13 protein-coding genes are annotated in these 12,574 nt (G+C 41.3%); 11 read left to right on the top strand and 2 right to left on the bottom strand.

All coding sequences use genetic code 11. The annotated features are described in order from the left end of the window. The first annotated feature begins 1 nt into the window (after window position 1). Window positions 2–1,291: a homoserine dehydrogenase gene (locus FC60_RS04350; protein ID WP_056937248.1), complete on the top strand. Its 1,290-nt coding sequence runs from the start codon at window positions 2–4 to the stop codon at window positions 1,289–1,291. Window positions 1,292–1,304: 13 nt separating this feature from the next. Beyond that, window positions 1,305–2,171, top strand: coding sequence for a homoserine kinase (thrB, locus tag FC60_RS04355; RefSeq protein WP_056937249.1), 867 nt, complete (start codon window positions 1,305–1,307; stop codon window positions 2,169–2,171). Window positions 2,172–2,222: 51 nt separating this feature from the next. On the opposite strand, the gene FC60_RS04360 is transcribed toward thrB, so the two are convergent. Then, on the bottom strand, window positions 2,223–3,008 hold the full coding sequence (locus FC60_RS04360; protein WP_056937250.1) for an ion transporter: 786 nt from the start codon (window positions 3,006–3,008) through the stop codon (window positions 2,223–2,225). Next, window positions 3,005–4,684 carry an Rqc2 family fibronectin-binding protein gene (locus FC60_RS04365; RefSeq protein ID WP_056937251.1) on the bottom strand — a complete coding sequence of 560 codons (1,680 nt, stop codon included), beginning with the start codon at window positions 4,682–4,684 and terminating at the stop codon, window positions 3,005–3,007. The genes FC60_RS04360 and FC60_RS04365 overlap by 4 nt, the downstream gene beginning before the upstream one ends. A gap of 134 nt (window positions 4,685–4,818) precedes the next feature. On the opposite strand from FC60_RS04365, the gene FC60_RS04370 reads away from it, so the two are divergent. The 9 genes from FC60_RS04370 to FC60_RS04410 all read left to right on the top strand — a co-directional run bounded on the left by FC60_RS04370 (window position 4,819) and on the right by FC60_RS04410 (window position 12,572). Beyond that, window positions 4,819–5,697, top strand: a complete 879-nt coding sequence (locus tag FC60_RS04370) for a DegV family protein (RefSeq protein WP_056937252.1) — start codon at window positions 4,819–4,821, stop codon at window positions 5,695–5,697. After that, complete coding sequence (locus FC60_RS04375) at window positions 5,697–6,311, top strand: hypothetical protein (RefSeq protein ID WP_056937253.1); 615 nt, start codon at window positions 5,697–5,699, stop codon at window positions 6,309–6,311. Before FC60_RS04370 ends, FC60_RS04375 begins: the two co-directional genes overlap by 1 nt. Before the next feature lie 31 nt (window positions 6,312–6,342). Next, window positions 6,343–7,095 (top strand): peroxide stress protein YaaA, encoded by a 753-nt coding sequence (yaaA, locus tag FC60_RS04380; RefSeq protein WP_056937254.1) that lies wholly within the window; start codon window positions 6,343–6,345, stop codon window positions 7,093–7,095. A gap of 134 nt (window positions 7,096–7,229) precedes the next feature. After that, on the top strand, window positions 7,230–7,757 hold the full coding sequence (locus tag FC60_RS04385) for a GNAT family N-acetyltransferase (RefSeq protein ID WP_056937255.1): 528 nt from the start codon (window positions 7,230–7,232) through the stop codon (window positions 7,755–7,757). A 147-nt stretch (window positions 7,758–7,904) separates the two neighbouring features. Further along, window positions 7,905–8,594: an AzlC family ABC transporter permease gene (locus FC60_RS04390; protein ID WP_235806074.1), complete on the top strand. Its 690-nt coding sequence runs from the start codon at window positions 7,905–7,907 to the stop codon at window positions 8,592–8,594. After that, window positions 8,591–8,923, top strand: coding sequence for a branched-chain amino acid transporter permease (locus FC60_RS04395; RefSeq protein WP_056937257.1), 333 nt, complete (start codon window positions 8,591–8,593; stop codon window positions 8,921–8,923). Before FC60_RS04390 ends, FC60_RS04395 begins: the two co-directional genes overlap by 4 nt. Before the next feature lie 248 nt (window positions 8,924–9,171). Beyond that, window positions 9,172–10,266 carry a pyruvate dehydrogenase (acetyl-transferring) E1 component subunit alpha gene (gene pdhA / locus FC60_RS04400; RefSeq protein ID WP_056937258.1) on the top strand — a complete coding sequence of 365 codons (1,095 nt, stop codon included), beginning with the start codon at window positions 9,172–9,174 and terminating at the stop codon, window positions 10,264–10,266. 2 nt (window positions 10,267–10,268) lie between these two features. Continuing rightward, on the top strand, window positions 10,269–11,246 hold the full coding sequence (locus tag FC60_RS04405) for an alpha-ketoacid dehydrogenase subunit beta (protein WP_007122671.1): 978 nt from the start codon (window positions 10,269–10,271) through the stop codon (window positions 11,244–11,246). A gap of 15 nt (window positions 11,247–11,261) precedes the next feature. Further along, window positions 11,262–12,572 carry a 2-oxo acid dehydrogenase subunit E2 gene (locus FC60_RS04410; RefSeq protein WP_056937259.1) on the top strand — a complete coding sequence of 437 codons (1,311 nt, stop codon included), beginning with the start codon at window positions 11,262–11,264 and terminating at the stop codon, window positions 12,570–12,572. The last annotated feature ends 2 nt before the right edge of the window (window positions 12,573–12,574 follow it).

Raw genomic sequence — 12,574 nt, forward strand, 5'->3', positions numbered from 1 at the left:
CATGGAAACAATTAAAATTGGCCTTATCGGTCTAGGAACAGTAGGTGCTGGAGTTTTAGAAATTATTTCGGACCCCGAGAATCAAGCTAAAATTGAAAATACGATTGGACGTAAATTGGCAGTTAAGACCATTGTCGTTCATAATCCAAATAAACCGCGGCCCGTTGATACAACCGGCATCAATGTGACGACGGATGTGGATGAGATCGTTAAAGACCCTGAAATTTCCATCGTTGTTGAAGTGATGGGAGCCATTCATCCCGCCAATGAAATCATTGAAGAGTTATTGCAAGCTGGTAAAAACGTGGTTACGGCAAATAAGGATTTAATTGCTTCTAATGGACCAAAATTATCAGCTCTCGCCAACGCGAATGGTTGCGATCTAATGTATGAAGCAAGTGTGGCTGGTGGGATTCCGATCTTACGGACGATTACCAATTCATTTACGGCGGACCAAATCCTGGAAGTTAAGGGGATTGTTAACGGAACCACCAACTATATCTTGACGCAAATGCGGGAAAAACAATGGTCCTATGACCATGCTTTGAAGCGGGCTCAAGAATTAGGTTTTGCGGAAGCTGACCCGACCAATGATGTAGCAGGGATTGATGCCGCCTACAAGATGATTATTTTAAGTTTATTTGCCTTTGGAACCCAGATTAAGTTATCCGAGTTTAATGTTTCCGGGATCGAAAATATTACAGATCAAGATGTCAAACAAGCCGGTCAATGGGGCTATGTTATCAAATTAATGGGGGTCGCCAAGTTGGTTAACGAAAAGCTTTTTGTTGAAGTTGCGCCAACCTTAGTAGCAAAGAGTCACCCGATGGCGGTGGTTGATAACGAAAACAATGCCGTCATGGTTACCGGAGCGGCGGTTGGTGATACCTTATTCTACGGGCCTGGGGCTGGTGGTTTGCCGACTGCCAATAGTGTTTTGAGTGATATCACATCGGAAGCTAAAAATATTACTTTGCAGACAACGGGGAAGTCTTTTAATTCTTATCAACATGAGCGGCAATTAGCTGATCCGGCGGATGTTAAGTACAGTTATTATTTAGCGATGACGATGCCAGATGTTTCGGGGCAAATGTTAGCCTTCACCACCTTGATGACGAAGGTTGGGGCTAGTTTTGAACGGATTGAGCAAACTAACCGGGAAGATAAGTTAGCGGATGTGGCAGTTATTACCCATGCGATGACGAACCAACAATTGGCTGAATTAAAACAATTAGTAGCCGAAAGTGAAACCTTAAAACTTGACGCTGCATATAAAGTATTACCATCGTAAGCGAGGAGAAATAATGCGAATTAAGGTACCAGCATCAAGTGCCAATTTAGGACCTGGCTTTGATTCAATGGGGATGGCGCTAGGCCTATATTTAACGATTGATGTCTTAGAACCAACGGATCATTGGGTAGTTGATCATGATTTGGAGCAAATTCCACATGATGAACGAAATATGGTTGTTCGGGCCGCCTTAAAAGTAAAGGCGGACTTGGCGCCTCACCATATTGTAGTCAATTCTCCGATTCCTTTAGCACATGGTTTAGGTAGTTCCTCAAGTTGTAATGTTGGTGGGATCGAACTAGCTAATCAGATCGCGAAGCTACATTTATCGGCGGAAGAAAAGGTCGAAATCGCCAGTCAAATTGAGGGTCATCCCGATAATGTGGCCCCAACCATTTTAGGGGGAACGGTGATTGGAACTAGTCTACATGATCACTTTATTGCCGTAAAAGCTCCCGCCATGCCTTATCAGTTTGTGGCTTACGTGCCGGCCTATAATTTAAAGACCAGTGATAGTCGCAATGCTTTACCAAACATGATTGGTTTTCATGAGGCAACGCAAGCTAGCGCCATTGCTAATACCCTGGCAGCCGCCTTGTTTGCCCAAGATTATCAAGCCGTAGGGGAATTGATGGAAGCCGATATGTTTCATGAACCCTACCGAAGCAAGTTGGTACCAGAATTAGCTCAAGTGAGAGCAATCGCGCACCAACATCAGGCGCTAGCTACCTATTTAAGTGGAGCGGGGCCAACGGTAATGACCTTATTACCTGAAGATGCATCTGTGGATGAATTCGTACAAGCTTTAAAAGCTAATGGTTTAGTTGATCCCGTGATGGTACTACCAATTGCCGAAGCAGGTGTTGAGGTCGAAAATTAGTTAACATAAAAGATCCGTTCGCAGGAAAGTGAGTCCTACAAACGGATCTTTTTAGTTGTCATCTTGTTTGTTTTGGAGTTGATCTTTTAATGTTTTTAATTCGCTTAGGATGGCTTGATTTTGTTTAATCAAATCAGCATTTTGTTTTAAGATGGCTTGATTTTCATGATGTAACTTTTTGAGAGAATGCTCATTGCGTGGGGACCGCCGGGAGAACAGAGCAGTAATATTTCCTGTGATTACCCCGACTAAACCAATTCCAACCAGCATGTCAAAAACCGCGGAAATCTTTCCCAGAACGGTATGGGGAGCAATATCGCCATAACCGACAGTCGTACTAGTGGTAATTGCAAGCCATAGTGATGCCCAAATAGAACGATTTTCTGCAATTGAGAACATGATTGAGGTAATTGCTAAGACAGAAATGGAAATATATAAATAGTAGATTAATCCGTTAAATTTTAAAAAATAGCGCAACCGCCCGATCAGTCCAACTAAACGTGTCAGCCTTAGGAGACGAATAACAACAAATAATCGTCCCAAACGGTTAATTCGGAAGATCGAGAAAGCTAGGTTGACAGGAATAATTGATAAAAGATCAAAAATATTATGGACAAAAAATTCTTTCTTATTTTTCGCCCGCCCAAGTCGAATCAAGTAATCAAGAGTGAAAATTCCCCAGATTAGGTTATCAACCAGAGAATACGGATAAGCGGTAATTGTTATGGTCCGGGAAAGATCCATTACGATCAATAAGATGGAAACAATCGCCAGGAGGGCCATCGTAATTTGGTAAGTAATGATGAGTCGTTTTTGTTCTTTTTTACGTATTTTCATGGTAATTTGGGGGTTACTGTTAAGGTGGTTTGACCGCGGAAAGTAACAAAGCCGGGACGAGCGCCACTTGGTTTATGGATCGATTTAATAGGTAAGTAGTCGACCTGGACATGACTAGAATCGCGTCCCTTGGAGAAGTAGGCAGCGATCTCCGCAGCCTCTTGAATTTCTTCATCTGACGGTGAAGTCGATCTCAAGACCACGTGGGAACCAGGGAGATCCTTAACATGAAACCATAATTCGTTTTTATTAGCAATTTTAAAAGTCAATTGGTCGTTTTGGCGATTGTTCTTGCCAACTAAAACCGGAACCCCACTCGAAGTCTGGTATTCGCTTGGTTGACTCGGTTTGGTCTTGCGTTGCTTTTTGTTGGAACCTTTTTGTTTGATATACCCTTGTTCTTGCAACTCCAGCCGAATATCTTGGATATCGGCTGGTGCAGCTAGGTCGATCTGACTAAGAACAGCAGTTAAGTAATCAATTTCTTGATTAGTAAGCGCTAATTGTTCATTGACGAAATCGACCGAAGTTTTAAGTTTGTTATACTTCGTAAAATAACGTTGAGCATTTCGTGAAGGAGATAGTTCCGGTGCTAAGCTAATTGTGATTGGTTCGTTATTGGCGTAGAAATTAGGTAATTCAATTTCGGTCATCCCAGGTTGGAGTTGATGTAAATAGGTGGTTAAAATTTGACCGTTAATCCGATATTGATCGGCAGTTTTAGCATCGTCTAATTCTTGATGTAGTTTCTTTACTTTGCGGCGATCTTTTTTCAAGATATTATTAATTACTTTAATGACTTGACCGGCCAGTTCCTTGGATCGATCACGCTCAGCTTTGTCAGCATAAAAAGCATCTAAAAGGTCTGATAGGGATTCGAATGATCGCGGATGTCTAAAATTTATCGTTGGCGTGAATGCAGCAAAATTCAGTTTCCCCCGCTCATTTTCATATAAAGTGGCATGAGTTTGGTTAAAGGTCGCTAAAAATCTTTCATAAGTACTAGGTAAATGATCACTTGTTAAGAGTCGGTGAGCTAATTCCAGGGCACTATCAGGGCCAAAGCCTTGATATTGATTTTGAAGTGCCTTGGCTAATTCCCTAGGATCATCTTTGAATTGGCGAATCAGATCACTGTAGTGTTGATTTGGTAAAAAAGGATTTGTCCGAGCTTGTTTGGGAGGCATGATGAAAGTTGCACCGGGTAATAAGGTTCGCACCCGGTTCTGATCACTCCCAACGTGTTTAATGGTGTCGATGATTTTGTGATCGGCAGCCTGAAATAAAATGATATTGCTATGCCGTGCCATAATCTCAATTTGTAAGATTAAAGTTTGTAAGTCACCTAATTCATCACGATGCTGAAAAGATATTTGGATAATTCGATCATTATCGATCTGTTTGATTTCATCAATAATTGCGCCATCCAGATATTTACGCATGGTCATCGTGAAATTAGATGGGCTAGCAGGATTTTGGTAAGGAATTTGGGTGATTTGAACCCGCGGATAAGCAGGATTGGCGGAGAGTAATAAAGGGTAGTTGTGACGGTTAGCACGAATTACCATTAATAGTTCCAGTGGGTAAGGCTGGTTGATTTTCGCAATTCGCCCTCCAGCAAGAGTTGCGTTTAATTCATGCACCATGGCATGCGTAAATAATCCATCAAAAGCCATTTCATCATCCTCCAAACAAATGTACGTCAGTACAATTATACTGTAATAGTGCATCAAAATTAACTAGTTTGAGTTATGAATTTAATTAAGGTATGATAGTAACAACTTTGACATGCCGACGGAGGAGCAGATTTATGAAAATTGCTATCGTAACCGATAGTACGGCTTATTTGGAACCCGACGAAATTGAAAAATATCAGATTACGGTCGTTCCAATTCCGGTTATTTTTGGTGATCAAGTTTATGAAGAAGGCGTTAACCTCACCAATGATGAATTCTATGCTAAATTAAAAACGGGGGATGTTTTTCCTAGTACTTCCCAGCCATCAATTGGGGTTCTCATGGAAACTTATGAGCGTTTAGCGCAAGCTGGTTACGATGCCGTTATCAGCATTCACCTAACCAGTGCAATTTCTGGGTTAATGGCAACCGTTACCCAGTTAGCTGAGCAACTTGCTGATACTATCAAAATCATTCCTTTTGATTCACATTTGACGATTCGGATGATGGGGGAATTAGCGATCGAGGGGGCTCGATTAGCCGAGCAACATGATGATTTAGACGATATTATCAAAAAATTATCCGAATATCGCGATACCTTCAACAATGTCTTTGTCGTGGATGATTTACAAAACTTGGTTCGGGGAGGCCGTTTATCAAATGCGAGCGCCTTTGTAGGTTCGCTTTTAAAGATAAAACCGCTATTGACGATACATACGGAAAATTATGCCATTGAAGCCTTTGAAAAAGTCCGTTCCATGAAAAAAGCCAAGTTACGGTGTGAAGAGATTTTCGCGGCTGATTTGAAGCAATTAGATTATCCAGTTCGTGCAATGGTGGTTCATGCCAATGCGCAAGCCGCTGGTGAGGAATGGTTAGCTGACTTAAAGGGTAAGTATCCTGATATTCGCTGGGATTTAACTTATTTTGGCCCAGTAATTGGTACCCACTTAGGATCAGGAGCCTTAGCCATTGTTTGGATGCAAGATACCGATAAACAAGCACTACAATAATGTTAAAAATACTTCAAAAACACACTTTAATTGCAATTACCTTAGTACTGTTAATGATAATTTTAAGCCAATTCCAATGGCATTTTGCTTTTGCTAACGGTCTAGTCATCAATTTTCAGCTAATAGGTTTAATTGGTTTATCAGCTTTTTTTGCACTTGGTGAGCAGGCTGGGAGTATAGTGGCCTTTATCGGCCTGGTTATTAGTTTGATCATCAATCCCGGGAGCTGGTTAATGGGATTAGTGATGATTCTAGTAGCCTTAGTGATGTGGTTAATCATGGGACGTCACATTCCACTAAATGTTCATTTAAACCGTAACCAATTGATTTCACTAGGTCTCTTTAGTGGTAGTTTACAATTTATTTGGTCGATCCTACTGGCCGGTGGGATGAGTTGGTATCTAGCTGGTTATCGGACTAGTCTATGGATGATCTATTTAACACGGATGACGGGTCCAGCTTTGATCATTGCCATTTTGGTCGTGATTGGCTTGCCGTTATTGACGGGATGGCTGAGAACCTATACTGAAGATTTAAGACCGCCTGTACCACCATCAGGATCAGTCGAGATTAATTTATCAAAACCAAAGAAAGATCAGAAGGGTAGGAAGTAGTCCTACCTTTTTATAATTAGAGGAATCTATGATGAAATATTTTATTTCGCCTTCCATGAAAATGAAACCAGGGGAAAATTTCACGAGTTTACAACAAGAATTATTATTTCCAAAGGCTACTAGTGAAGTTATCAATAGCTTACAAGCATTGACCGATCAGCAACGTCAGGATTTATGGGCCTGTAGCGATCGAGTAGCTCATGATGCAAATGAGTGGGTCCACAAATTATCCCTAGATGCACCAGGGAGCCCCGCAATTTTAACCTACCAAGGAATACAATATCAAGCGATGGCACCTGATTTAATGACTGAGGAGCAATTAAAGCGATTAGCGGACCGATTAAGGATCGTGTCGGGATTGTATGGACTAGTCGCCCCTTTTACCGAAATTCAACCCTATCGTTTAGAAATGAAGGCCAGTTTAGCAGTTGCAGCGCAACCAGATCTGTATCATTTTTGGGGACAACGACTATATAAAAAACTCTTTGAAGAGCATGATGTCGTGCTCAATCTAGCCTCTAAAGAATATAGTCGGGCGATAAGTCCATACTTACAAACCGACGATCAGTTAATTACGATTGAGTTATTAACGAATAAACAAGGTAAGTTAACCCAACCATCAACCGCCGTTAAACAGGCGCGAGGCTTTTTTGTGCGTGATTTAGTAGAACGTGATGTGACTACAATCGAAGCGGTGAAGGATTTTTCAGTAGCGGGATATCAATTTGATGCGGGCCTTTCATCTTCAACTGTTTTTAAGTTTATTCATAATGGTGAAAAGTGATTTTTCATCATGCTAAATCATTTCTTGTTCCTTAGGCTAATTTGTAAGCAATCTTTAATCATCATTAAAACTTGCTCATTTGTAATTCAGTGTGCTAAATTGGAAAAACTGTCTAATGAGAGAGGAGAAAAATGATGCATTTAGAACAAGCACAATTAAATGATCTAGAACGAGTAATTGAAATTTTAAAAGATGGACGGAACCAACTGGCTGAACGGGGGATCGACCAATGGCAAGGTGATTACCCTAATCGAGATCATATTAAGGAAGATATCGAAAATGGCTATGCTTATTTAGTTCATTCAGATGATCATGAAACAGTTGGGGCCTTTGCGATGGTTCCAGCTCCAGACCAAACCTATGATGCCTTAGATGGTCAATGGAAAATTGAAACGGATCAATATGTGGTCATTCATCGAGTAGCTATCCATTCAGAGCATGCAGGTCATGGTTATGCTTCTGGTTTGTTTGTAGCTTTAATTGATTATATTAAAGAGCAACGCCCCGAAATTTTATCAATCCGCATTGATACGCATGAAGATAATGCACCAATGCAACATTTAATTGAAAAGTATGGTTTCCATCGGGTGGGGACCCTCCACGGGGTTTACCGGCCCAATGAAATTTCCTATGTCTACGAGAACATTCGTGAAAATCAATAATAAATCTGGTTTAGCAAATTTTGATCGATTTTGCTAAACCTTTTTATTTGTAAGAAACTACCATTTTGCTATATCAACGATTATCGGGATATGTTACAATCTTAAACATTAACATTCGGTAAAGATATGATGAGAGAGGGAATTGAATTGGAATGGAAATATGCTTTTAAGAAATCATTTCCAGTCATGATTGGTTATGTCATTTTGGCGGTTAGTTATGGATTGTATATGCATAACTTACATTTTGATTGGTGGTTTCCTTTATTGATGGCCGCGACGATATATGGGGGATCGGTCGAATTCTTGATTGCTAATATGCTTTTGTTGAAGTTTGCCCCGGTCACCGTCTTGCTAATTACCTTGGTCGTTGGTTTTCGACAATTTTTTTATGGGATTGCCATGTTAGATCGCTATCATGGCCAAGGTTGGCAAAAATGGGTCCAAATTTTAGGTTTATCGGATGAGACCTTTGCCGTTAACCTTGAAGTGGAAGTGCCGGAACATTTAGACCAGCAATTAGTCTATTCATATATTAGTATTTACGATTATTTGGCCTGGGTATTTGGGGCCGGACTCGGCGGTGTGTTAGGTCAACAATTGGCTATTCAAATTAATGGGTTGGATTTCATTATGACCGCTTTATTTATTGTTTTGGCCCTCGAACAGATCTTAAAAGAAAGTAATCACATTAGTTCCATCAGTGGGTTTATTATTACGGCGATTTGTCTTTTAGCAATTGGACAAACCTATTTTCTATTACTAGCCTTGTTGTTAATGGTGATCGAATATACTTGGCTCTATCGACGTTTACAAAGACGAGCAGGGGGTAACAAATGACTTTAATTCAGCAACTTGCAACAATTTTAATTGCGGCCGTTGCCAATATGACGACCCGAATTGTTCCCTTTAAAATTTTTCGGGATCAAAATGGGCATGTGTCACCATATATTGATGGCTTAGGAAAGTTTTTACCGCCCGCCATTATGGCAATGTTGGTAGTTTATTGTTATCGCAGTGTTAATTGGTTAGGGGCCAGTCATGGTTTACCGGATCTAATTGCTGGGATCGTAACGGTGATCGTTCATTTAATATGGCGCAGTTTGTTTACCTCATTGATTTTAGGGACTGTAGCTTATATTGTGCTGATTAACTTTGTCTTTAAGTAAAAATTTAAATTAGTAACGAGAGTATGTTTAGGGGACTTACTCTCGTTTTATTTTGCAATTTTTTCAAAAATTTTAGTAAATTTTTTGTAAGGGCTTACTAAAAAATGTGAGTAACACTTACGGCCACTAGATACCATCCAATTTTATGTGAAATTATTCTCAAAATTTACAAATAGATTTGATGTGCTACAATATCCTTGTAAGCGATAACATTATTGTAATACAGGGATTTATAGGAGGTTATGATAATGAAAAAGTTAGACTTTGAAAGTCTTAAGTACTACACTGGCGACGAAAAACCATTTCAAGTTTTAAGTCAAGATGGTGAAGTAGTAGATAAGGACTTAATGCCAGATTTGACTGATGAACAATTGGTTGATTTGTTTAAAGAAATGATTTGGTCACGGGTTGTTGGTGACCGGTCAACCAAGTTGAATCGTCAAGGTCGGTTAGGTTTTATTGCCCCTACTCAAGGCCAAGAAGCTAGTGAAATGGCATCAAATTATGCCATGGAAAAGGATGACTTCTTAGCTGGTGCTTATCGTGATATTCCACAATTAGTTAAACATGGGCTTCCATTAGCACAAGCCTTTATGTGGTCAAAAGGTCACTACAACGGGACTAAGTTCCCAGAAGAATTAAAGGCTCTTCCACCACAAATTATTATTGGTGCTCAATATGCTCAAACCGCTGGGATTGCCCTGGGGTTGAAGAAGAAGGGGACTAAGAACGTAGCTTATTCATACACTGGTGATGGTGGTACTTCTCAAGGTGACTTCTATGAAGGGATTAACTTCGCAGGTGCCTTCCATGCTCCAGCAGTTTTCATTGTTCAAAATAACGGATACGGTATTTCAGTTCCACGGGCAAAGCAAACCGCTGCTCCTACCTTGGCTCAAAAAGGGGTTGCCGCTGGATTACCTTGCTTCCAAGTAGATGGGATGGATGCCTTAGCTGTTTATGCAACTGTAAAGCAAGCTCGTGATTACGCTGCTGAAGGCAATGGTCCAGTCTTAATTGAAACCTTAACTTACCGTTATGGAGCTCACACCCTTTCTGGTGATGATCCTTCACGTTACCGTTCAAGCGATGAAGAAGCTGAATGGCATGCAAAAGATCCAATTGAACGGATGCGTAACTTCTTAACCAAGAAAGGCCTTTGGACTGAAGAACAAGAAAATGCATACGTTGATGAAGTGAATGCTGAAGTAGATGCAGCTGTTAAGGAACTTGAATCACAACCAGCTCAAACTGTATCAGAAATGTTGAAGTTTGAATTCGTTGATGCTCCAGCTACCATCCAAAAGCAAATCAAGAAGTATGAAGAAAAGGAGGCCAAGTAATCATGGCTAAAATTACAATGGTTAAAGCGGTTACTGATGCTCTAGATGAAGAATTAGCCCGCGATGAAAATGTCGAAGTCTTTGGTGAAGACGTTGGTAAAAACGGTGGTGTCTTCCGGGCCACTGATGGTCTCCAAGCAAAATTTGGTGAAGATCGAGTATACGACACGCCTTTAGCTGAATCAGGAATCATTGCTTTAGCTAATGGTTTAGCAACACAAGGTCTTCGTCCTGTTCCTGAAATTCAATTTAGTGGATTTATTTTCGAAGCCTTTGATGAAATTGCTGGTCAAATGGCACGGCAACGCTTCCGTCACTCTGGGTCACGGACATACCCAGTTACCATTCGTTCACCTTATGGTGGTGGGGTTAACGCAATTGAATTGCACTCGGATGACTTCTCTGGTTTGTTAGCTCAAATTCCTGGTTTACGGGTAGTTGTTCCATCTGATCCATATGATGCAAAGGGATTGCTGATCTCATCAATTCGTTCAGATGATCCAGTCTTCTTCCTTGAACACTTGAAGCTTTACCGTTCCTTCCGTCAAGAAGTACCTGATGAAGCTTACACTGTTCCATTGGACAAGGCAGCGGTTAAACGTGAAGGTAAGGATGTTTCAATCATTACTTATGGATACATGGTTCGGGAAAGTTTAGCTGCAGCTGAAGATCTTGCTAAAGAAGGCATTGATGTGGAAGTGCTGGACTTACGGACAATTTCACCATTAGATGAAGATGCCATCTTAGAAACCGTTAAGAAGACGGGGCACGTAGTATTAGTTCAAGAAGCACCACTCCAAGGTGGGGTTAGTGGTCAAGTGGCGGCCTTAATTGCCCAACAAGGAGTTCTCTCATTAGACGCACCAATTGGTCGGGTGGCTGCACCAGATACTCCATACCCAGTTAGTGATGCCGAAGGTGTTTGGTTACCTAACAAGCAAGACATCATTGATGAAGTTAAAAAGACAGTTAATTTCTAGTGAGGTGAACGAGTAATGAGTAGTAAATATCAATTTAAGTTACCAGACGTTGGTGAAGGGATGGCCGAAGGAACGGTCGGCGAATGGCATGTGGCCGTTGGTGATCAAGTTGAAAAAGATCAAGACTTTGTCCAAATCGAAAACGATAAGTCGGTAGAAGAATTACCATCACCAGTTGCTGGGACTGTTACCAAGATTATTGTTCCTGAAGGTGAATTAGCTAATGTTGGTGACCCATTAATCGAACTAGAAGTTGCTGATGGTGAAGGGAACGTTGATGAATCAGCAGAAGAAGCTGCTCCGGTTGAAGAAGCTGCCCCAGCTACCGCTGAAACAAGTGCTCCTGCACCTGCTCCAGCAGCAAGTCCTGCTGCTCCTGCACCAGCGGCTGCTGATCATAGCTTACCAGTCTTAGCAATGCCTGCAGTTCGGAAATTCGCTCGTGACAACGGAGTTGATGTAAACCAAGTTGCTGGAACTGGTCGTCATGGCCAAGTTCTAAAGAGTGATGTCGAAGCCTTCTTAGCTGGCGGTGCTCCGGTTGCAGCTCCAGCAGCTGAAGTGAGTGCTCCAACTCCAGCCGCTGAACCAGCTCCAATGGCGGTTCCTACAGCACCAGAAGGTTGGCCAGAACACGCTGAAAAGATGTCTCCAGTTCGGAAGGCTACTGCTAAGGCAATGACCACTGCTAGTCATGAAATTCCTATGATTACGGTCTTTGACGAAGTGGTTGTTGACAAGCTTTGGGATCACCGGAAGAAGTACAAGGAATTGGCTTCCGAACGTGGTGTTCACTTGACTTTCATGGCTTATATGACGAAGGCCTTAGCGGTTATTATGCGTGAATTCCCAGAATTCAATGCTAAGGTTGACATGGAAAACAAGCAAATCAACTATCGTGACTACGTCAATGTTGGAATTGCTACCGATACCGATAATGGTTTGTATGTTCCAAACGTTAAGCATGCTGATCGCTTAAGCCTCTTTGACATTGCCAAGGCTATTTCAGCTAACACTGAAAAGGCTAAGGATGGTAAATTAGGATCAGCTGACATGAGTAACACTGGGATGACGATTACTAACATCGGTTCAATCGGTGGTGGTCACTTTACCCCAATTGTTAACTGGCCAGAAGTAGCGATTATCGGAATGGGTAAAATTTCATCTGAGCCAGTTGTGGTTGAAGATCATGTTGAAGTGGCACGGGTCTTGAAGTTATCATTAACTGTTGACCACCGGATTATCGATGGTGCTACGGCACAACGGGCCATGAACCGGATGAAAGAATTGTTGGCAGATCCAGAATTGTTGTTAATGGAAGGGTGATT

Origin of the sequence: Limosilactobacillus gastricus DSM 16045 (assembly GCF_001434365.1) — a bacterium.
GTDB classification, from domain to species: Bacteria; Bacillota; Bacilli; order Lactobacillales; family Lactobacillaceae; genus Limosilactobacillus; species Limosilactobacillus gastricus.